Below are 21,293 nucleotides of genomic sequence, written 5' to 3' on the forward strand. Positions count from 1 at the left end.
GCAATGTGAAACGGAGAAATTCAATGATTGAAACGCGAAAACAGAAATCAAATAAACTCAAGATATTCTCAAAAGTATTCATGATTATTATTGGGGCGCTAATAGCTGCCTATGGTCTAGAATCCGTATTGATACCCAACAACGTCTCAGATGGAGGTGTCACAGGTCTAAGCATCGTTGGCTCTGAACTGTTTGGCTTACCGCTAGGGCTGCTAATTGGCATAATTAATATCCCTTTTGTGTGGCTAGGATATAAGCAAATTGGTAAAAGCTTTGCTCTTTACTCCGTTATCGGTATTGCTTCACTGGCTATTGGCACTAGTCTTATGCATCATGTACCGACGATTATAGAAGGTGATACCTTATTAATTACCGTTGTTGGCGGGATTATTATCGGTTTTGGTATGGGTTTAGCCTTACGTAATGGTGGAGCATTAGATGGGATAGATATGTTAGCTGTCTTACTTTCACGAAAATTACCTTTTGGGACCAGTGATTTAATCTTATTTCTAAACATGTTTGTCTTTATTGTTGTTTCAACAGTATTTGGCCTACAAGGGGCTATTCTATCAGCGCTTGCTTATTTTATTGCTTCTAAGGTCATTCATATTATTGAAGAAGGTTTGAGTGGCTCTAAAACGTTTAAAATCATCACCATTCAACCGGAAATCATGGTCGAGACTATTCGTGACCGATTGGGTCGTGGAGCAACTTATACAGATGCTTATGGCGGCTACTCCAATGAACAATTCAAAGAAATTACTTGTGTAATTAACCGTCTGGAAGAAAGTAAAATAAAAGATATTATTCGTGAAATTGACCCGAATGCCTTTGTAGTAGTCTACGATGTTGCAGAAGTTAAGGGCGGCAGTTTCAAAAAGAAAAATATTCACTAATGACTATAAATCGCGTTGGAGAGAAGCTAATTATGCTCTTGCCAGCGCGTTTTTTGTTTTCTTTGAAGGAGAGGAAGGGCTTGGTATAGATTTAATATAATTAAAGTTGGAATACCTACTCTAACAACATGCTTATACAATAGAATTAATAAGGTTGGAGAGGGGACATGGATATGAATGCTGTTCTTAAAGAAAAGATCTTAATCAAAAATGAAAAGCTTATTAGCATGGTCATTGAACGGGCTAAGAGAGATTTTTCTGATGATATTGCAATTATTGGGCTTACAGGTTCTTTTAGTACTGGGGATTTTCATGAAAAAAGCGATCTTGATCTAATCATAATTAATAACACAGAGCAGGGCTGGGGAATATCTTCGTGTTTTATTTTGGATGATATTGGATACGATCTATATTGTACGCCATGGGAAACAAGGATAGAAGATCAAGCCAATCTCGAGAGTCCAATGATTTCATGTCTGGTGGATTTACAGGTGTTATACTGTGCAAAACCCGAATATTTGGAAAAGCTAAATTTATATAAACAGAGAGCACTCGATGCTCTGGCAATGCCTATAGGGAGAGAATGTATCAGTAGAGCGAAAAAGTGTATAGACATAGCAAAACAGGAATATGCGAATACATTACTTTCTGAAGATATAGGAGCAGTAAGATATGCTTCAAGCGAAGTTTTATACAATTTGTTAAATGCGCTAACTCATTTGAACAATACTTATTTCAAACGGGGAATGAAAAGATATTTGGAGGAAATAGCTACGTACCGTTATGTTCCTGATGATTTTGAAAAGACATATATGGCTGTGATAGAGGCGAAGACTATCGATGAAATCAGAAGTGCAGCATATAAGTCCCTTAGAAACATCAACGATCTATATAATAAAATGTATAAGGATTTTGTAGTGCAGCCAGTCCCAAGCTATGATAATCTTGGCGGAACTTATGAGGAATTATGGTGCAACTACCGCAATAAGATTATAGCAAGTGTAGAATCGGGTGATAGATCGTATGCGTATCTAGCAGCAATGGGCATACAAGGTTTTCTTGATGAAATGACAGAATGGAAGGGAACCAAAAAGTTTGATATCATGCAGTATTTTGATTCTGACCATCTTCAAGTCTTTAAGAATGAGTTTCTGAAGGTCATGGATGAATATCTGGAGGAATACAACAAGGTAGGCAGGAAAGTCGAACGATATAATACTTTCGAGCAATTATATAACGAATATATGAAGGTATAGAAAATAGCTCACTACCAATCTTTGGATTGGAGTGGGCTATTTTTTTGTTTGACAAGAAAACTTGGCGTATTATAATAATGATGACAAGTTTTCTTGTCATCATCTTTTCAATCTGAAAGGAGAAATTTTTATGAAAAAGGAAGAAATATTAGAAAAAAGCCGAAATGAAAAAGGAGACGAAGGAAAAGGATTTGTTTTTGCTAAAGGCAGAAAAAGCGGATTCATTGGAATGTTGATTGTATTTTGCATTCTGAGTGTCTTCAATTTATATAATCATAGTCAGGAAACAAATTTTGCATTAAAAGCTATGATAGCTATGTTTTTTGGATATTTGGGCTTTGAAGGACTTGGAATGTATTCTGTAACTAAGAAGAAGATGGATTTACTCAAATTCATTTTAGGATTAATTATAAGTGTTTATTTTTTGTTTATTTACTTTTATGGAATGAGTGATTAGTATGAGTGAACATTTGGTTTTAAAAAATAAACTGCGCGAAGCAAGAACAGAACAAAAATTATCGCAAGCACAATTGGCAGAAATGGTGGGTGTCTCAAGAAATACTATAAGCTCGATTGAAACCGGACAGTTTAACCCTACTGCAAAATTGGCTTTGATTTTATGTATTGCGTTGGATAAAAAATTCGAAGAATTATTTTATTTTGATTAAAATCAATAGAAGCTTTTCTAGGTTTAACTCTAGATGTCAGAAAAACAGCGATACTCCATCATTGGAGAATCGCTGTTTTGTCTTTTCGGTCGATTATAGCTTACTCAGGAATTTACAGGATTCTGTTCAACAGACTTGGGTGTAAAAGCTCTTCGAACAACCTTCGTTATTTCCATTAGGATGAGGGAGCCGAGGGCTAAGCCTGCTGCAACCAGCCACTCTGACATTCCAAATGAAGCCGGAATCGAGAAGATTTCTCTAACCCCTGGCAGAACTGCAATGCCGTAAAAGGCAAAGCAGACCAGAACGGCTCCGATGACGTATTTGTTGCTGAAAAGCCCAGCTTCAATAGCAGTTTGACTGTTCGAACGGGCGGCAAAGGTCTGCAACGTACGAGACAAGATCAGGGTTGTGAATGCCATAGCTACGCCCATATCAGGCGAATCCTGAAGTCCGATATACAGGGATATGATTACAGCTATACCTATGAGTAGACCACGAGTGACAATGGCCTGCATCATTCCTCCTGCGAATATTCCTTCCTTGAGCTCTCTTGGTTTTCTGTTCATCACATTAGGTTCAGGTTTTTCCATCCCGAGAGCAATGGCGGGCAGAGAATCATTCGCCAGATTGATGAATAGAAGCTGAATCGCTGTGAAAGGATTAATCCAGTTGAAAATAAGGGCAAAGAGGATGGCGATAATTGCACCCAGGTTACCTGAGAACAAATAGGCGATCGCTTTTTTGATATTGTCAAATACCGTTCTGCCCACAGATACAGCATTGACAATAGATACAAAATTATCATCGGTCAAAATCATGGCAGCCGCATCTTTGGCAACATCGGTTCCACTGCCCATGGCAACTCCGATATCTGCTTGTTTCAAAGCAGGCGCGTCATTTACACCATCACCGGTCATGGCTGTTATTTTGCCTTTCCGCTGCCACGCGCGGACAATTCTGATCTTGTTCTCCGGGGAGACACGGGCGTACACACCGATCTGTTCGAGTTTTTGATCAAGTTCCTTGTCAGACATGGCATCGAGTTCTTGGCCGGTTACGGCAATTTCATTCTCAGTCATCAGACCGATATCGCGGCCGATCGCTTGTGCGGTTGTCTTATGATCACCGGTAATCATGATGGTTCGGATGCCAGCCTTCTGAGACTCTGCGATCGCGCCGTAGACAGCTTCCCGAGGTGGATCAATCATAGCTGTCAAACCTACGAGCACCAGATTTTGTTCATCCTCTAATCCGACTTCAGTAACCGTATTTGGTACGGTTTTGTAGGCATAGGCAAGTACACGTAGTGCTCTGCTGGAGAACTCCTCATTGGCTTCGAAGAAGCGTTCAAGAACTTCTGGTGTCATCGGCACTTCTTTTCCACTTAACAGTACATGCGAGCATAGACCAAAGAGCACATCGGGCCCGCCTTTAGTAATCATTGCTTTTTGCCCGTTAAAAGTATGCAAGGTCGTCATCAGCTTGCGATCCGAGTCAAAAGGTAGCTCGGCTTCGCGCGGGAAATTATCGCGTATTTCCTTATAATCTTTATTCTTGCTGTTGCTGAAGGCAATAAGCGCTACCTCTGTAGGATCACCCAGCTCTTTACCATCCTCATTAATGTTAGAGTCGTTGCAGAGCACAGCAATATGCAGGAGCCGCCGGGCTTCTTCAGACCATTCTTCAGGCGCTTGATTGAATTGATCACGGTCCCCTTCTGGCAAAAAGTAATCTACAACAGTCATTTTATTCTGGGTGAGGGTACCGGTTTTATCTGTACAGATGACACTGGTTGACCCAAGGGCTTCGACAGCGGGCAGCTTACGAATAATCGCATGTTGCTTAGCCATCTTATTAGTACCTACGGATAGGACAATGGTTACTATTGAGGAAAGAGCTTCGGGAATCGCAGCAACTGCCACAGCGACTGCAAACATTAACGCATTCAGGATAGCTTCTGTTGTATCCACAGTATCATTCGACAACCAAACACGTCCGGCCTGGATGGCAAAGATTACAATGGACAGGAGTATAATTGCTACCCCCAGCTGCTTGCTGAATGTTTCGAGCTTGCGCTGCAGCGGCGTTTGCTTGGCTTCGGCGCTTTCAATGAGTTCAGCAATTTTACCGATTTCGGTAGTGAGTGCAGTTCCCGTTACTACCAGACTTCCGCGGCCATATACAACTAGTGAGCCGCTGAACGCCATATTACGCCGGTCTCCAAGCGGAGATTCTTTCGCGATGATATTCGTATGCTTTTCCACAGCTTCGGATTCTCCGGTTAGCATACCCTCATTTATTTTTAAGCTTTCCGATTCTATAATCCGGCCATCGGCGGGTACGAAATCGCCGGCTTCCAGCCATACGATATCACCGCGAACAAGTTCCCTTGCCGGGACGGTTTTTAATTCTCCATCACGCAGCACTTTGGCCTCGGGTGCTGACATCTGCTGCAAGGCATCAAGTGAACTCTCCGCTTTACGGGTCTGGATGACACTTATAACTGCATTGAGAATCAACACGAGGAAAATAATAAGCGACTCCATAACTTGTCCCATAACAATCTGGACAATGGCGGCTATAAGCAGTACGACTACCATAGGGTCTTTGAAGTTTTCAAGAAAAAGCTTCCAAACAGGATCTTTTTTCTTTCCTTTTAATTCGTTAAAACCATAATCTTTCAGACGTTTGTCGACTTCTGCCGAAGTAAGCCCGTTAGCTGAACTCTGAACATCCTGTAAACTGTCGGCTACATTGTTGCGGTAATATTCCACTAATGATAGCTCCTCTCTGCTGTGCTGTGTCTTTGTTCTTAAAAATTACGGTTCAAGCCGGGACAAGTTTCAAAATATCGAGCTGCCGAAACTGTTTTTACATTATAAATGTGTCTTTTGAGCTTGAAATTGGACGGAAAAATATATGTAAATCTGGTTTCTTCATTATGTTTTTGGCTCACCGAGCACAAGTTTACTATGGGCGCTTTATTTATTATCCTATTTATGAATCGAGTTTATCCCCACCTTGAAGAGTTAAATAAAACTCATAAAGAGCTGAGGCTACGCATTAAAATAACAAAACAAGACCCGTCTGATGACAGGTCTTATTTGTCTGCACTTTCCTATTTGTTAGCGCCCGAATTAGCCGATTCCTGCAATTGCCCTGACTCACGGTGCTTCCGACTCATGAATACCAAAGACAATGCAATTACCGTGAGGATAACCCCAAGGACTTGAAATCCCTCGAAGCTAAACTTACCTCCCATTATGATACCTATTAACAATGAAGAGAGGATGGTTCCCAGGTATCTCGATGTATTAAATAATCCGGAGGCTACACCGATTATTTCTTTTGGAGAACTTTGGAATAAGGCTGCTTGCAGTCCGACATTGTTCAATCCGTTGCTAATACCGAATGCAGCTAAAGCCACACATACACTGATAACTGGTGAAGTCTGATTTAAGGTCACAAGCCACACTGATCCCAATGTCATCAGGACCCCGGACACTAGCAATGCTGGCCGGGGTCCTGATCTATCGATCCAGCGTCCTGCTATTGGAGCAGTAATCAGTGAGCATAATCCCAGCGTTAGCATGAGAATTCCTGTTTGGAATTCACTGACATGACGTACCATTTGCAAGTAGGATGGGATCCCGAAAAAGAGTGAGTAAAAAAGTACATTAACGAGCATGAATTCAACATTAACCCAAGTCATTGCCGGGTATTTGGCAAATGTACGTAAAGGAATAAAGGGTGATGCCGCTGTTAGCTCATGCCGGACGAATACTCCTAGCAGAACGAGTCCTGTTAGCAAGGTAATGACATGTATTAATGAGATATGTCCGGATGATTTTGCTGAAAGCAATACAAGGAGCACGGCAATCAGCCCCACAGTGAAGAGCAGGATTCCTGACGCATCAATCAAATCAAACCATTTGCGCAGGGACATTCCCAGGGTAACGGTTGTTGACGGTTCGTCCTTGGGGATATGCCTCCAAGATAATAGAAAGCTAGCGACCACGAATGGAATATTGACGAAAAAGATAGCTGGCCAGTCCCACCAGTGAATAATAACCCCGCCAATAAAGGGACCAATTGCTGCCGCGCCGGATAGGAAGATGGATAAAACAGATAGTGCGGTCGCTTGTTTCTCCGTAATATGAATCCGCACAATGGCCATTCCAACGGCAACCATCATGCTAGTTCCAATGGCTTGCACAATACGGAACACGATGAGACAGCCAAAGTTTGGGGAGAAAGGAGCTAATAAACCTGCAATGAAGGATACGACAAGCCCGGTAAGAAATATTTTCCTCCGGCCGAATAAATCGCTGGCCTTTCCCATGACAGGTTGAGCGATGCTACTTGCAATGTAAAAAGAAAAAATAATCCAGGAAACACCTGTATAGTCAAGCTGGAATACATTTTGCAGCCTTGGAATAGCCACAGATACCATCGAAGAATTTAAAGGGTTCAATAAAATCCCCAGACCTACTGAAATCATTAACCACCTGTTGCGAACACTCATTTTAAATCCCCCTAAAGCTTATTAATGTCATCGTACTTGAAATCGATTATTCATTCCAACGCATTTTATGTTATGATCTCATTGACTTGAGGGAATGAACGGAGGTGCGAATTGGAACTTTTGCAACTGCAATATTTTCTCGCGGTAGCTCGGTTGGAACATATGACTGAAGCTGCACGAAATCTACACGTTACTCAATCTTCACTAAGCAAAACGATTCAGCGTTTGGAGGAGGATCTGGGGGTACCTTTATTCGATCGGGTAGGAAGAAAGCTGCGACTGAATGAGTCCGGAAGCCGGTTCCTTCGCCGAGCTGAAAGGGCATTGTTTGAATTGGAGCAGGGAAAACAGGAGCTTAGCGATTTATCCAGTCCTGAACATGGCACACTCGAATTAGCGGTGACGACCGCAAGCACATTACCCAATATCCTGCGAGAGTTTCGGAAAAAGCGGCCTGATATTCAATACCATGTGCAAATGCTAACCACGCAGGAAATGGTTACACTTCTTAATAGAGGAGAAGTTGATTATTGCTTATCCTCACCTCCAATAAAAGGGGATGACATCGAATGTCAAATCGTCTTTATCGATCCAATTCTTGTGGCTGTTCCAAAGGGGCATCGGCTGGCCAATCGAAACAGCGTAACTTTGATAGAGCTAAGGGATGAGTGGTTTGTTGGTGTAAAGAGTGGCTATGGTACTCGCGATTTAATAGACTCTGTATGCAAATCAGTTGGATTTGTGCCTAAATATGTGTATGAGGGAGATGAACCCGCAAGGCTTAGCACTCTTGTGGAAGCTGAAATTGGCTTAGCTTTCATACCAAGCACGGCACGGAATTCACGGGAAGATATCCAATACCTCCAAGTAGAGAATCACGAATTGGAAAGGGAGATAGCTTTATTGTGGCACAGGAGCCGGTACATTTCTCAGGCCGCTTTGGAATTTCGGGAGGTAGTTGTAGAATATTTTGGAGCGTTATCCAAACAGACCATTTAATTATGCGGCAGAACAACTAACAAACCAATTCCCCGTTACCTTCCGTTACGTTCAACGGTCCGTAAGTGGGGTTTTCTTTTTGGGTTAAATTTGTAGAATCTTTAATCATAGCTATGTTTTCCTATAATTATGGGGGGTAACACCTTTAATATTAGCGTAGTAGTGCGTAGCAGCGAGGCTGTAAAATAGTGTGAGTAGACATGAAAGCGTTTACATATAAGGAGGGGATCTGTAAGTAAAAAGATTCATTTGTGATGATGTTCTACTGCTCTTCGGGATGATTGTACCACTGTTGAAATTAAGGATTTAGCAGGTAAGGAAATTAGCGTGGGAATATAGGGCTGGTGCTAATAAGGTAGGTCATTAACTGATTTTTATGAAAATCACTAGAGGAGGAATGCATTAAATGAGTAGAATGCTTAAACAAGTAATCTCGATCTTACTCGCAGCTGCCTTGCTTATTCCGACAAGCTGGATCGCTCCGGTTACTGAAGCTGCGGCGCAGGATACGACAGTATCATCAGATAGGGTAACGGTATATCATGAAACTTTTGCGAGTGGCAAGGGGATTGCAGCTCAAGCAGGCAGTGCTAGCCTTACACCTGTGAATGATAAAGTTTTTACTGGCAATGCTGACGGCGCAGCTTTATATGTAAGCAACAGAGCGAATAACTGGGACGCGGCTGATTTTAAATTCAGCGATATGGGCCTAGAGAACGGCAAAACCTACACGGTGACTGCATCAGTCTATGTGGATGCTAATGCGACTATACCTAGCGGTGCCCAAGCTTATCTTCAAGCGATAGGCAGCTATGCCCTTTTGGCAAATGTGAATTATGAAGCAGGCAAAGCAATCACCTTGACGAAAGAATTTACCGTGGATACGGACAAAGATACGACACTGCGCGTTCAATCCAACGATGACGGGAAAACGGTTCCGTTCTACATTGGGGAGCTTCTCATTACAGCAAAAAAAGCAGTGACGGAAACGGATAAAGAAATCTATCACGAAACTTTTGCGAGTGGCAAAGGTTTAGCCTCACAATCAGGCAGCGCTAACCTAACCCCTGTCACCGGAAAGGTTTTTGCGGGCAATGCTGACGGGGCAGCTTTATATGTAAGCAATAGAGCGAATAACTGGGACGCGGCTGATTTTAAATTCAGCGACATGGGCCTAGAGAACGGCAAAACCTATACGGTAACTGCATCCGTGTATGTAGACGCTGATGTGATTGTCCCCAGCGGTGCCCAAGCTTATCTTCAAGCGATAGGCAGCTACGCTCTTTTGGCAAATGCGAATTATGAAGCAGGCCAAGCGGTCATATTGACGAAAGAATTTACCGTGGATACGGACAAAGATACGACACTGCGCGTTCAATCCAATGATGACGGGAAAACGGTTCCGTTCTACATTGGGGATGTACTGGTCACAGAAAAGGTGGCTACCGTAGAGCCAACTCCAACACCAGAAACACCTAGAGACCCAGCTTTACCTTTTGCCACTGTTACTTTTGAGGATCAAACGGCAGGTGGTTTTGAAGGCAGAGCAGGTACAGAAACGCTTACGGTTACTAATGAAGCGAATCATACGGATGATGGTTCATACGCTTTGAAGGTTGAGGGAAGAACCAGTACATGGCATGGGCCGACATTACGTGTGGAGAAGTATGTGGACAAAGGCTACGAATATAAAATTTCGTTATGGGTCAAGCTGATCCAGCCTGCAAGCTCGCAGCTCCAGCTGTCCACGCAGGTTGGCAATGGCAGCAGCGCCAATTATGTGCAGCTCGCACCTAAAACCATCAGTGCAAGCGATGGCTGGATTCAGTTTGAGGGATCCTACCGTTATAACAATGTAAGCAGTGAGTATTTGACCATTTATGTGGAAAGCTCCAGTAATAGCACGGCCTCTTTTTATATTGATGATATTAATTTTGAAAAGGTAGGCTCTGGCCCGGTAGATATCGAAAAAGATCTTATACCGATTAAGGATGCTTATCAGAATGATTTTCTGATCGGAAATGCGATAACCGCTGAGGATCTGGAAGGTGTCAGACTTGAGCTTTTGAAAATGCATCACAATGTTGCTACGGCAGGTAATGCCATGAAGCCGGACGCGTTGCAGCCTACGAAGGGTAATTTCACGTTTACCGCGGCAGATACAATTGTAGATAAAGTACTGGCTGAGGGCATGCAGATGCATGGACATGTATTGGTATGGCATCAACAATCGCCTGCATGGCTGAATACAACAACAGACGCAGCTAACAACACGATACCCTTGGGACGGGATGAAGCTCTTATGAATTTGCAGACCCATATCCAAACCGTTATGGAGCATTTTGGTGACAAGGTGATCTCCTGGGATGTTGTAAACGAGGCGATGAGCGATAATCCATCCAACCCAACAGATTGGAAAACAGCGCTGCGATCCGCCCCATGGAAAAGTGCCATTGGAGCAGATTACGTAGAGCAAGCCTTCCTGGCGGCAAGAGAAGTACTGGACGCGCATCCAGATTGGGATATTAAGCTCTATTACAACGATTATAACGAAGATAATCAGAATAAAGCGCAAGCCATCTATAGTATGGTCAAAGAAATCAATGATAGGTACGCGCTGACTCACCCTGGCAAATTGCTTATCGATGGTGTTGGTATGCAGGGGCACTACAGCATTAATACGAACCCAGAGAATGTGAAGCTTTCCTTGGAAAAGTTCATTTCCTTGGGTGTCGAAGTAAGCATAACTGAGCTGGACATTCAGGCCGGAACCAACTATCAGCTCTCTGAAAAGCTTGCTAATGCGCAGGGTTATCTATATGCGCAGTTGTTAAATATCTTCAGGGATCACGCTAATTCTATCAAACGTGTTACCTTCTGGGGAATGGATGATAACACAAGCTGGAGAGCTTCATCCAATCCGTTGTTATTCGATAAAAATCTGCAAGCCAAGCCGGCTTACTATGGCGTTATCGATCCTGATACCTTCATTGAAGAGCATGAGCCTGAATCAGTAGAAGCTAATCAATCTACTGCTAAATTTGCTGCACCTGTTATAGACGGAACAGTTGACGAGATCTGGAGCCAGACCGCTGAGATTCCGGTCAATCGGTATCAAACCGCTTGGCAAGGAGCGAGTGGAGTGGCAAAAGCACTCTGGGATGATCAAAATTTATATGTCCTGATCCAGGTGAGTGATACACAGCTTGATAAGAGCAGTGTGAATGCACATGAACAGGATTCGGTCGAAATCTTCGTGGACCAAAATAATGGGAAAACGACGTTCTATCAAGATGATGACGGCCAGTACAGAATCAATTTTGACAACGAGACTTCATTTAATCCTTTAAGTATCGCAGCCGGTTTTGAATCGGCAACCCAGATTTCCGGAACCAACTATACGGTTGAAGTGAAGATTCCACTTCAAGGGATCACTCCGGACAACGATAAAAAGCTTGGTTTTGATGTACAGATCAACGATGCTAAAGAGGGCTCACGTCAAAGTGTCGCGGCTTGGAATGATACGAGTGGAACTGGGTATATGGACACATCCGTTTATGGTGTGCTTACTCTAAAGGGTAAATCTACGGGTCCGGAACCCACTCCAACGCCGACAACAGCACCGACACCGACACCAACGAGCCCAACCGATCCAACTGACCCAACCGATCCAACCGATCCAACCGATCCAACCGATCCAACAAACCCAACGGAACCATCGGCAACCCCGACACCTGTTCCAACAGCGACGCCAGCACCAACAAATGCGCCAACGGGTAGCAGTAACTCGGGTAATGTTGTAGCAACTCCACAGCCTGGAGCCATTACAAACAAAGATGGTGTTGTTACGATTAAACTGGAGGTAAAGTCCGACAACGGGCGTGCTATAGGTACCATCTCCAGCGACAACATGAAAAAAGCGCTTGAGCAGGCTACTGTAGCGGCAAACGGCAAGAAACAAATTATCATTGAAGTGCCAAAGCAAACGGACGCGAAAGGGTATGATATACAATTACCGACCCAAAGCCTAACGGGGAAAGAAAACTTTGAACTATGGCTTAAGACGGAAAATGCCACAATTCAAATTCCAAGCAATATGCTGTCCAACGTAACAGACAATGCTGAGCAAGTATCTATACGAATAAGTAAAGTCACCACGGACAGCTTGGAAGCAGCTACCCGCAATATGATTGGCAACCGTCCAATTATCGGTCTAAGCGTAGTAGCAGGTGACAAAGTTATTCCTTGGAATAACCCTAAAGCACCTGTAACGGTAGCCATTCCTTACGTGCCGACAGCGGAGGAGCTAAGCCTTCCCGAGCTTATAGTCGTTTGGTACATCGATGGCAAAGGCAACGTACTGCCGGTTCCGAGCAGTCGATATGATGCTGCAACCCAAACGGTTGTCTTTCAAACAACCCACTTCAGCACTTATGCAGTAACCTTCGTAAAGAAAAACTTCGGAGATCTGCAGAATCTTTCTTGGGCCAAACAATCTATAGACATTATGGCGGCTCGCGATATCATCAAAGGAACGTCCACGAACAGCTTTTCACCTGCAGATTCAATCAAACGAGCGGATTTCATTACTCTCCTCGTAAGAGCGCTTGAACTGAAGGGAACGGGCAAAAGTGCAATAATGTTCAACGATGTCCAAAAGACAGACTACTATTATGATGAACTGGTCATCGCGAAGGAATTGGGAATTGCTACAGGTTTTAAAGATGATACGTTTAGACCCAATAGCAATATCTCCAGACAAGATATGATGGTGCTGACAGCACGAGCGCTGGCGGCAACCGGTAAGGAAGTTAAGGCGAGCGGCGTTGTAGCTGCTGCTTATCTTGATGAAGCAAGCATTTCCAGCTACGCAAAAGACAGTGCATCATTGTTGATCCAATCCGGAGTCGTAAACGGAAAGAACAATAGAATTGCACCGAACGATAACCTTACCCGTGCAGAAGCGGCAGTCATTCTGTATCGTATCTGGAAGTAGTAGTCCCGGCAGCAGAGAAAAAAAGTCTGAATTGACTCAAGGCCATATTTAGTCTGAAGAGTGGAAATACGTGTGCAACCATCCCTTGCGTTCTTCTGTTTTAAGCATCGCTGCTCACCTCCCTGCGGAGAGGAGCAGCGATTTTTTTGTGTGTATGTTCCGTTAAGTTGAAACTGAAACGGAAAAAAATGTCACGAAACAGACCGCTCAAGTGTTATAACTGTACTGATAGTAGAAAGGAGACAGTCGTGGACTCTATTGAAGAGAAGATAAAGCGGGTACAAGCGGGAGAAGTCTACCTTTTTTCAGATATTATCAGACTCTACCAACAACGGATCTACCTCTACTGCTTTCGCTTGTTGAACAATAAGGAAGAAGCTGAGGATGCGGTTCAGGACATATTTATTAAGGCTTACCAGAACATCGGCCATTTTGAGTCTCAGGTAAGTTTTAACTCGTGGCTCTACAGGGTTTCCTATAATCATTGCCTGAATCAATTGCGCCGGAAGAAATTTCAAAATCAGCTGCGAAAATTACTCAGACAGGATGTAACCACTAAAAGCGCTGAACAAATGGTGGAAAATCAGTTGTTCAGTGAATCCGTGGCCTCTGCCCTGGCAAAGCTTAGCGTGGAGGAACGTAATCTGTTGATTTTACGCATTTTTGAAGATAAATCATTTGCAGAAATTGGTGAAATTCTGGGTAAAAGTACGGTCACTGTTAGGAAACGATACGAGCGGACAAGGTGCAAGCTCAGAGAAGTCATTGAAAGAAAGGAGAAACAACTATGCGCAAGGACGAATTGACTTCCGAAGAGTTGTTTCTGAAGGAGGGGGATAATTCTGCCAAACTTCCGCTGGTTGATGTTCATGATTCTGTAATGCAAGCCATTGGGCTAGGGAATGATCGCTTTGCTATTAATTCTGTACCACCCTTGCAGGAGGCGGACATCCCAGATATTATGCATCGAATGGAGCCAGCAACCTATGCCAAACGATGCCGTAAGCGCATGTGGAGCAGGCCTGTAAGGAGATGGGCAGCGGTGCTGATCCTGGTTGTCTTGGTAGGAGGAAGCTATTCCTTGTTTAAGGAGAGTCCCTGGCAAGCTGCCAAATTTCAATATGAAGTGCTGCCGTACGAGCCGCTTCTTGCAACGAAGGAAGGGGGGACGATTGAAGTATCTAAGAATCCGTTAGTTCCCTCAAAGGTAAAAATTCCTCAGAGAGTGGCGACCAAAGAAGAAGAGCTGCTGAGTGAAAAAAATTTAGAGGCATATAGAGTTGTAGAGAAATTATTACTACCGGGAGAGGGCGCTTCTTACGTGTTAAAAAAGGAAGGTGCTGGAGATGAACGTCCTCAGCTTGGCAGAGTTATTCCTGCGATGCTATTTAATGATTATTCTAGTTATTTAGCCAAAGCAGAGGAGTATAAGGCGCCATATTTGCCACGCCCGGAGTATCTGCCAGAAGGGTATGTTTTTGATCAAGCATGGATACAACCTGATTTTGAGGTCAACGAGAATGAACTGCTGGCCCTGACTGATGGTATAAAGCTGGAAGGCGGTTACCGGGTTATGTGGAAAAAAGAACCTACGGCCAGAATTAATTATGAATATTCGTCGATGAGATACAAAAAAGGAGAGAGTATGGTAAGAATTAATGCCAAACACATCAAGGCAAAGACCGGAACGGTGGAAAGCTTATTAAGGACTAACACTACAAACGTAGAGAATATTCTTGTTAACGGAACCCAACTGATCTATACGGAAACTACAAACATTGAAATAAAGTTGGGGTATAGATACAGACTTGTCTGGACGGATCCAGAACAAAATGTAGTATACGATATGACTGCTGCACCGGAGTCTTCTGCTTTAACCAAAGAGGAGGTTATCCGAATTGCTGCCGACATGATGAAATAAGTATAGAAATTTGATGTCACAAATCCGGTAACGTAAGTATTATGTAAGAGTACTACATATACAGGAAGGTGAGGTATTTTAATGAATAATAGAAAAACACTCATTGCCATGACCAGTATGACCCTAATGTTCGGTTTAGGTTATGGCTTCAAAGGAGAAGCTTACGCCGAGAAGTCTGTTGCTCAGTCTGTGGAAGAAACCGCCATTAAGGCGGAAGTCAAATATATAGCTCAGGGCATCGATGAAGCTGCCAAAGCGAAAACAGATCAGGAACAAAAAAAATTCAAAAATCTCAAAGATCTGCAGCAGAAAGCATTAAGTGAAGAGCTTAAACCTGGAGAAATCAGATATGTGTATATTAATGACAAGGAATATCAAGCCTATGCTAAGGGATCACCCACTGCGGGTGCATATTATTCCCTTTCGTTTAATACGTATAATGAATATGTGGAAAAGTATGCTGCCGGCAATACCTTCATGCCACTGCAATTGCAAGAGCCTCCGGAAGGCTACAATTTTTTCAGGGCAATTGTTTCTCCATATATGACGAAAAAAGAACAGGATAAGATATACTATCAAGTGATCGCCGAGGGTAAGGCGTCCGATAAGAAAATCTATGTAAAGAAATTGCAGGAGAAGCGTACGGCTATCAACATCATCTATAATATGACCACAGAGAAAAATGGTAAAAGAGGAGTTCTTGCCATCGCTGCCGAACCTGCAGGACCTAAGGATACGACTGTTGAATCCGAACCAGCAAATGCACAGTCGCAGAAGCTAAAAGTGAGTGGCCAAGAGGTGGTATACACACCTATTGATAAGATGGAGTACAAGTCAGTTGCATGGATGAATCCAAAGACCCGTGTCAATTATATTATTCGGGAAACCGGTGGACATCTGACCAAGGAGGATTTGATTGCTTTGGCAGGACAGATCATTGAAGCTTCGGCGTAGAATGATTCTAAGAGACTTACTAATACATTTGATCAAGGCAGCCCCCAGGGCTGCTTTTTGATTTGAGTATAAAGATTTATAGTATTCATGCTATTTAGGAGATTAGAAGTGAAATGTGGCGTTGGGCAATGGAAATGTGTCTTTTTTAAGTATTCACAAATAAAGAACGAATATCCTATAATACCAATATTTACAAAATTCGATATAAAGTGATATAATTTTCGAGATTCATATACATAAACATGAAAGAAGAGTGTAAGATGCTAAAGGTAACAAGCAAAAAAGTCATGTCAATTATTACAGTTAGTTCAATGCTGTTGGCTGTGGGTGCAGTCGCTTACGCAGACACGACATTGAAGAAGATTTCCGCATATCAGAACGCGGCCATCAGCATTGAAGTGGATAATCAGAAAGTGAACCTGTCAAGTAGTGAAGGAACAATGTACCCAATTATCTATGAGGGACATAGCTATGTATCCGCCAAGGCTGTATCTGAAGCACTGGGGGCAACCGTGAAATGGGATAACAGTCGTCAAGCTGTTGTGATCACATCGGCGAACGGCGGAACATCAACATCCGTTGTCCCGGATAAGGACAATACTGTTGCACAAGCTACTGCGAAGCCGGCAACCGTATCTACTCCGCCTGCAACCGAGCCCACTCCGCAAGCAACACCAAAGCCTGCTGCATCATCTTCCGCTACGACTTCCAGTAACAGCGGCGCTTCGTTTGCAGATGCAGTGAAGTTGGGTACTTCTTTTACTTATACGGACCTTGATAACAATTATAGCCCTAAGGGTGATTCAACATCTGCTCAATATACTTTCACTATCAATAAGGTTACGTCGACTACTCTCGGACAATTACATGCTCTTGGGTTTGAGGAACATGTCACTGATCCCGATGTAGCTGTAGATTATGTCCTGCTTGATGTAACGCTTAAGGTGAAAAACGCCACTCTTGTAAAAGGTAGTGAGGACCAAGGGCGGAAGTTCCTTTCAAGTTTTACACCTACCATTTGGGGGGTAGAAACATCCAGTGGACAATACTATATTGGTGGCTCTAGTGATTATTTTGAGGGATCCCTCGGAGAAAATATCGAAAAGCTGTTGGCTGATTTTCCTGAAGTCACCCCAAGTAAACCGGGTTCTTTTGAAGCTTCGGGTAAAGTTGTTCTGCCAATAATCAAAGGCAAGGAGAACACCCTTATTCTTTATAGAAACGATAGTAAGCTTGAGTCCGACAAAAGATCCATCTATTTTAAACTGAAATAGTTATGCAAGTTAGCAGAAAAAGAGATCAACGATGTTATTCATCGTTGATCTCTTTTTTTATGAGGCTTACACAGTGCTGATAACTTCTATATATCAAGCTTCTTTGGCAATGATTTTTTTGAGCTTCACCTTGGGTTCTTGCTCAGGGTCAGGCGCTTGCCCAACACGTTTAATAAAGAAAGATAGCAGCAGACCGAGGATACCAATTCCCACAATCACTAGATAGGAATCATTGATCCCTTGAATGGATGCTTCCATAATCATATGTTCCTGTGTTCCGTTCTGTGTACTGCCAGAGGCCAGCATATCCTTCATATGCGTTGTAGTACGGCTTGTCATTACGGTGACGAGCAGGGAAGTCCCAACGGCGCCAGCTACTTGTCGAATGGTATTCGAAATCGCTGTACCATGCGCACTAAGCTTGGCGGGGAGTTGATTTAGACCCAGAGTTTGTATAGGCATGAGGAGCAAAGCCATCCCGATCCGGCGGCCTGTTGACATGTATACCAGATACATGTAGCTGGTTGAGTCTGTTAAATTTACAAAGCTTAGAGTCGTTGCAATTGTAATCAGAAGACCGATAATAGCGAGCCATTTTGCCCCGAACCGGTCGAACAGCTTGCCGGTTACCGGCATCAACAATCCCATTACGAGTGCACCAGGAAGTAGCAACAAGCCGGACTCCATCGCTGTAAAACCGCGGGCATTCTGCAGGTACAAAGGTAGCAGCATCATATCCGCATACATCACGATTGTAACTGCGATACTGATGACAGTTGTTAAGGAGAACATATTGTATTTAAAGGCCCGGAGATCAAGCAGTGGATTTTGGGAAGCCAACTGTCTCCAAGTAAACAAGCCAAGGGAAAGCACACCTGCTGCTAAAGACAATAACACTTCTGCGCTCGACCAACCCGCACTGGCAGCGCGGCTGAAGCCATACAGCAAGGTTCCAAAACCGATGGTAGAAAGAGTTACACTAACAATGTCCAACTTGGGAAAGATGCGTTCCGATACATTTTTTAAATAAATAAATCCGCATATGATTACAATGACGGTCAAAGGAATCATGCCATAAAACATTGTCTCCCAAGAATAATGTTCCAAAATATATCCAGCCAGAGTAGGTCCAATCGCAGGTGCGAAAATGATGGCTAACCCTACCATCCCCATGGCAGCCCCTCTCTTTTCAGGAGGGAACAGGGTCAAGATGACATTCGTGAGCAGTGGCATAATAATCCCGGCACCAGCTGCCTGAATCATACGCCCGGTCAACAGAACAGGGAAGTTTGTCGCGACGGCCGATACGATCGTTCCAGCCAAAAATATAAACATAGAAGCTTGAAAAAGCTCCCGCGTCGTAAACCGTTGCATTAGATAAGCTGTAATTGGAATTAGAACACCATTAACCAGCATATACCCCGTTGTCAGCCACTGAGCTGTAGCCGCCGAGATATTAAAATCATGCATTAACTCCGGAACGGCAACACTCATTACCGTTTGATTCAGTGTCGCAAGAAAGGCGCCCAAAATCATAATGAATAAGATGGGGCCCTTTTTCACGGAACTGCTTGTTACTTCTCTCTTTGTACTCACTCCACTCCATCCTTTCAACTCGTCGATCATGGACTAAATTTACAGTGTGTTGTATAGTTTACAATGCATGAATTAGATTATAAATGAAATTTTCATGTAATCAAGCAACAATTTGCGAAAAAATGTAAAGTAGTTTACATTCTTTGTGAAAATGTAGTTTTTTCTTTTTAAAAAACAACAATTATCTAAAATATGTAGCTTACAATATGAAAGTAAAAGATTGGAGAGTAGAAGATGAATAACACAACGCAACGTACAGATCCCCGGGTACTTCGGACGCGCCAATTGCTTAGAGATGCTGTAATTGAATTGCTTGAGGAAATGGATATTGAGAAAATATCCGTAAACCGTATTGCAGAGCGGGCTAAAATCAATCGTGTTACTTTTTATCTGCACTACCGGGATCTCCCGGATATGTTAGAAAAGATGGCGGATGAGATGGTGGAGGATATTTTACAAGTGGTGAACAACGATGGCAACCATGATGAATCGGTTGATGAAGAGAATCTGAGAATATTAGAGAGTCTGCTTAAGCATATTGCGGAAAATGCAAAATTCTACAAAGTCATACTCACATCGAAACGAAGCCCGATTTTTACAGATCGCCTGTTTAATTTGATGGCGGAAATCATTTCTGCACACCAGAAGAAAAAGGAGGGGGCCGTTGATCATTCAAAGATGCTGATACAAAAGGACATTGCCGTTTGGTACGGTTCAGCAGCTCTAATTGGCACGGTTATTTCTTGGCTCCGAGATGACATGCCCTATACGCCTGTGTATCTTGCCAGACAAATTAGCATGCTGCGTGCGAACTAGCAACGGGTTCCGACTAATGAACGGAATGGAATTAAATGAACACGGGCAAACAGCCACGCATCGTTACGCGGCTGTTTGCCCGTGTTTAGAGCAGGTAAATCACTGCACACTGAGATTATCCCAGTTGATTTGGAATTCCTTCAACATCCCTTCTTTGGTCAGCTTACCGCCGAGATACCCTTGAATGCTGCTGGATAATTCCTGTGGCATCCCGTTCGGCAGGCGGGTCCAGTTCCAAGTCAGCGCTTGATCTTTATCGGTATAAGCCAGCACCTCAGCACCTAGTGCTCCAAGATCTTCTTCGGTTCCCTTAATGTTGTCGAGCGCAGGGATGAATTGGAATTCCTTAGTGATATATTTTTTTCCGGTCTCGGAGGTGACGAGCCAATTCAGGAAGACCTTGGCCTCCTCCTTAACGGGAGAGTTTTTATTGATAACCCAATTGCTGGGTACGCCTACATAAAGCTTGTCGTTGTCTTCGGGAGTGTCGTCAATGGGCATGGGCAGGATGCCAAGGTTTAGATTGGGATCGATGCCGTCGATCTGCCCTTGTGTCCAGTTACCCTGCTGCATCATCGCAGCTTCGCCGCTCGCTAGCATAGTGACTTGTGTATTATAGTCGGTTGAGAGCGGGTTCTTATTGCCGTACTCAACAGTAAGGTCAAGTAGATCGATCCACTTGGAGAAAATAGGGTCTCCGGCGAAGGTTTTGGAACCGTCTGTAAGTCCGGCGATGAATGCCTCTGGATCAGGCTGCTGGGAGAAAGGCACGTTTACATTATGATTGCCAAGCACGAACCATTCTTGGTAACCATTCGCAAAAGGTGTGATGCCTGCCGCTTTTAACTTCTCGGAGGCTTCGCGTAGAGCGGTTAGCGTCAATGGCTTCTCAGTGATTCCGGCTTTTTTAAATAGATCCTTATTATAGATAAAGCCGTATCCTTCCAGATTCATCGGCATCCCATACAGCTTGCCATCTATAGTCATTTGTTCTGCTGCGAGTGGCTTTACATCCTTGGCCCAAGCTTCGCCGCTCAGATCCTCCAGATATTCCAGCCACATATCACGTTCATTGTTGCCGCCGATGGTAAAGATATCCGGTTCATCTCCGGAAGAGAATTTGGCACGCAGCGAGGCGCCATAATCGGTCCCGCCACCCACGCTTTGCACCTCAAGCTTAATATCGGGATGTTCTTTCTCGAATTCGGTCTTGAGCGAAGCCAGCGCTTCAGATATTTCAACCTTGAACTGGTAGATGTGTACGGTTTTGACTCCATCTGCATTGTCGCTGCTGCGTCCGCAACCGGCTGTCAGGGCAGCCAGCAGCAGGGAGCATGCGAGGAGAATTCCACGTTTTGTTCTCATATTCATTCATCCTCTCTGGCTGAA

15 protein-coding genes are annotated in these 21,293 nt (G+C 43.6%); 11 read left to right on the forward strand and 4 right to left on the reverse strand.

Features of this window, described 5'->3' with window-relative positions:
* The first annotated feature begins 23 nt into the window (after positions 1–23).
* From MHB37_RS07330 to MHB37_RS07345, 4 genes are all read left to right on the forward strand, one after another.
* On the forward strand, positions 24–896 hold the full coding sequence (locus MHB37_RS07330; protein ID WP_036675789.1) for a YitT family protein: 873 nt from the start codon (positions 24–26) through the stop codon (positions 894–896).
* Between the two features lie 167 nt (positions 897–1,063).
* Positions 1,064–2,152 (forward strand): nucleotidyltransferase domain-containing protein, encoded by a 1,089-nt coding sequence (locus MHB37_RS07335; protein WP_405169088.1) that lies wholly within the window; start codon positions 1,064–1,066, stop codon positions 2,150–2,152.
* A gap of 130 nt (positions 2,153–2,282) precedes the next feature.
* A complete protein-coding gene (locus MHB37_RS07340) occupies positions 2,283–2,609 on the forward strand; it encodes a DUF6442 family protein (RefSeq protein WP_405169089.1) in 327 nt (108 codons plus the stop codon).
* Between the two features lies 1 nt (position 2,610).
* The gene (locus MHB37_RS07345) at positions 2,611–2,820 is read left to right on the forward strand and encodes a helix-turn-helix transcriptional regulator (RefSeq protein ID WP_076125269.1); all 210 of its coding nucleotides are present in this window, start codon (positions 2,611–2,613) and stop codon (positions 2,818–2,820) included.
* A 104-nt stretch (positions 2,821–2,924) separates the two neighbouring features.
* On the opposite strand, the gene MHB37_RS07350 is transcribed toward MHB37_RS07345, so the two are convergent.
* The gene (locus MHB37_RS07350; protein WP_339247244.1) at positions 2,925–5,597 is read right to left on the reverse strand and encodes a cation-translocating P-type ATPase; all 2,673 of its coding nucleotides are present in this window, start codon (positions 5,595–5,597) and stop codon (positions 2,925–2,927) included.
* Between the two features lie 344 nt (positions 5,598–5,941).
* Positions 5,942–7,348: an MFS transporter gene (locus tag MHB37_RS07355; RefSeq protein ID WP_405169090.1), complete on the reverse strand. Its 1,407-nt coding sequence runs from the start codon at positions 7,346–7,348 to the stop codon at positions 5,942–5,944.
* 111 nt (positions 7,349–7,459) lie between these two features.
* On the opposite strand from MHB37_RS07355, the gene MHB37_RS07360 reads away from it, so the two are divergent.
* From MHB37_RS07360 to MHB37_RS07385, 6 genes are all read left to right on the forward strand, one after another.
* A complete protein-coding gene (locus MHB37_RS07360; RefSeq protein WP_341164585.1) occupies positions 7,460–8,347 on the forward strand; it encodes a LysR family transcriptional regulator in 888 nt (295 codons plus the stop codon).
* A gap of 406 nt (positions 8,348–8,753) precedes the next feature.
* Positions 8,754–13,343, forward strand: coding sequence for an endo-1,4-beta-xylanase (locus tag MHB37_RS07365; protein ID WP_405169091.1), 4,590 nt, complete (start codon positions 8,754–8,756; stop codon positions 13,341–13,343).
* 248 nt (positions 13,344–13,591) lie between these two features.
* Complete coding sequence (locus MHB37_RS07370; protein WP_076193465.1) at positions 13,592–14,149, forward strand: RNA polymerase sigma factor; 558 nt, start codon at positions 13,592–13,594, stop codon at positions 14,147–14,149.
* A complete protein-coding gene (locus MHB37_RS07375) occupies positions 14,131–15,264 on the forward strand; it encodes a DUF4367 domain-containing protein (RefSeq protein WP_405169092.1) in 1,134 nt (377 codons plus the stop codon). Before MHB37_RS07370 ends, MHB37_RS07375 begins: the two co-directional genes overlap by 19 nt.
* Positions 15,265–15,345: 81 nt before the next feature.
* Entirely contained in the window at positions 15,346–16,218 is an 873-nt protein-coding gene (locus MHB37_RS07380) for a hypothetical protein (protein ID WP_339172300.1), read from the forward strand.
* 260 nt (positions 16,219–16,478) lie between these two features.
* Positions 16,479–17,492, forward strand: a complete 1,014-nt coding sequence (locus MHB37_RS07385) for a stalk domain-containing protein (RefSeq protein WP_076125261.1) — start codon at positions 16,479–16,481, stop codon at positions 17,490–17,492.
* Between the two features lie 93 nt (positions 17,493–17,585).
* On the opposite strand, the gene MHB37_RS07390 is transcribed toward MHB37_RS07385, so the two are convergent.
* On the reverse strand, positions 17,586–19,028 hold the full coding sequence (locus MHB37_RS07390; protein WP_254857093.1) for a DHA2 family efflux MFS transporter permease subunit: 1,443 nt from the start codon (positions 19,026–19,028) through the stop codon (positions 17,586–17,588).
* Between the two features lie 294 nt (positions 19,029–19,322).
* Between MHB37_RS07390 and MHB37_RS07395 the strand changes: the two genes are divergently transcribed.
* Positions 19,323–19,904: a TetR/AcrR family transcriptional regulator gene (locus tag MHB37_RS07395; protein ID WP_405169093.1), complete on the forward strand. Its 582-nt coding sequence runs from the start codon at positions 19,323–19,325 to the stop codon at positions 19,902–19,904.
* A gap of 99 nt (positions 19,905–20,003) precedes the next feature.
* Here MHB37_RS07395 and MHB37_RS07400 read toward each other — a convergent pair whose 3' ends face one another.
* Positions 20,004–21,275, reverse strand: a complete 1,272-nt coding sequence (locus MHB37_RS07400) for an ABC transporter substrate-binding protein (RefSeq protein WP_405169094.1) — start codon at positions 21,273–21,275, stop codon at positions 20,004–20,006.
* Positions 21,276–21,293: the final 18 nt, after the last annotated feature.

The organism is Paenibacillus sp. FSL H3-0286, from assembly GCF_045040705.1.
Classification (GTDB): domain Bacteria; phylum Bacillota; class Bacilli; order Paenibacillales; family Paenibacillaceae; genus Paenibacillus_AQ; species Paenibacillus_AQ odorifer.

What these genes read in the sequence shown, in the direction of transcription:
- MHB37_RS07330 (WP_036675789.1), top strand. Translation starts at nt 24, where the DNA reads ATGATTGAAACGCGAAAACAGAAATCAAATAAACTCAAGATATTCTCA.
- MHB37_RS07335 (WP_405169088.1), top strand. Translation starts at nt 1,064, where the DNA reads ATGGATATGAATGCTGTTCTTAAAGAAAAGATCTTAATCAAAAATGAA.
- MHB37_RS07340 (WP_405169089.1), top strand. Translation starts at nt 2,283, where the DNA reads ATGAAAAAGGAAGAAATATTAGAAAAAAGCCGAAATGAAAAAGGAGAC.
- MHB37_RS07345 (WP_076125269.1), top strand. Translation starts at nt 2,611, where the DNA reads ATGAGTGAACATTTGGTTTTAAAAAATAAACTGCGCGAAGCAAGAACA.
- MHB37_RS07355 (WP_405169090.1), bottom strand. Translation starts at nt 7,348, where the DNA reads ATGAGTGTTCGCAACAGGTGGTTAATGATTTCAGTAGGTCTGGGGATT.
- MHB37_RS07365 (WP_405169091.1), top strand. Translation starts at nt 8,754, where the DNA reads ATGAGTAGAATGCTTAAACAAGTAATCTCGATCTTACTCGCAGCTGCC.
- MHB37_RS07375 (WP_405169092.1), top strand. Translation starts at nt 14,131, where the DNA reads ATGCGCAAGGACGAATTGACTTCCGAAGAGTTGTTTCTGAAGGAGGGG.
- MHB37_RS07380 (WP_339172300.1), top strand. Translation starts at nt 15,346, where the DNA reads ATGAATAATAGAAAAACACTCATTGCCATGACCAGTATGACCCTAATG.
- MHB37_RS07385 (WP_076125261.1), top strand. Translation starts at nt 16,479, where the DNA reads ATGCTAAAGGTAACAAGCAAAAAAGTCATGTCAATTATTACAGTTAGT.
- MHB37_RS07390 (WP_254857093.1), bottom strand. Translation starts at nt 19,028, where the DNA reads ATGATTTTGGGCGCCTTTCTTGCGACACTGAATCAAACGGTAATGAGT.
- MHB37_RS07395 (WP_405169093.1), top strand. Translation starts at nt 19,323, where the DNA reads ATGAATAACACAACGCAACGTACAGATCCCCGGGTACTTCGGACGCGC.
- MHB37_RS07400 (WP_405169094.1), bottom strand. Translation starts at nt 21,275, where the DNA reads ATGAATATGAGAACAAAACGTGGAATTCTCCTCGCATGCTCCCTGCTG.